This window comes from Streptomyces racemochromogenes (assembly GCF_044129415.1).
Lineage (GTDB): Bacteria > Actinomycetota > Actinomycetes > Streptomycetales > Streptomycetaceae > Streptomyces > Streptomyces racemochromogenes_A.
Map to the genome: position 1 here is coordinate 1 of NZ_JBBDHD010000355.1, position 342 is coordinate 342.

The 342-nt window shown below is 70.8% G+C and carries 1 protein-coding gene; it reads left to right on the forward strand.

The features are described 5' to 3' along the window. Positions 1 to 342 (forward strand): beta-ketoacyl synthase N-terminal-like domain-containing protein (locus WDV06_RS37460; RefSeq protein WP_395514212.1); only part of this gene is annotated, 342 nt, incomplete at both ends.

The following is a 342-nucleotide window of genomic DNA, read 5'->3' on the forward strand; positions in this document are numbered from 1 at the left end:
GTGGGGATGAGCTGCCGTTATCCGGGCGGGGTGCGTTCTCCGGAGGATCTGTGGCGGCTGGTCGCGGAGGGCGGGGACGCGATCGGTGGTTTCCCGGTCGACCGTGGCTGGGCGTTGGAGAGCCTGTACCACCCGGATCCGGATCACGCGGGGACGAGTTATGCCCGTGAGGGCGGGTTCCTGTACGAGGCGGCCGAGTTCGACGCGGGGTTCTTCGGGATCTCGCCGCGTGAGGCCCTGGCGATGGACCCCCAGCAGCGGTTGCTGCTGGAGACCTCGTGGGAGGTGTTCGAGCGGGCCGGGATCGACCCGGCGACCCTGCGCGGCTCCCGTACGGGGGTG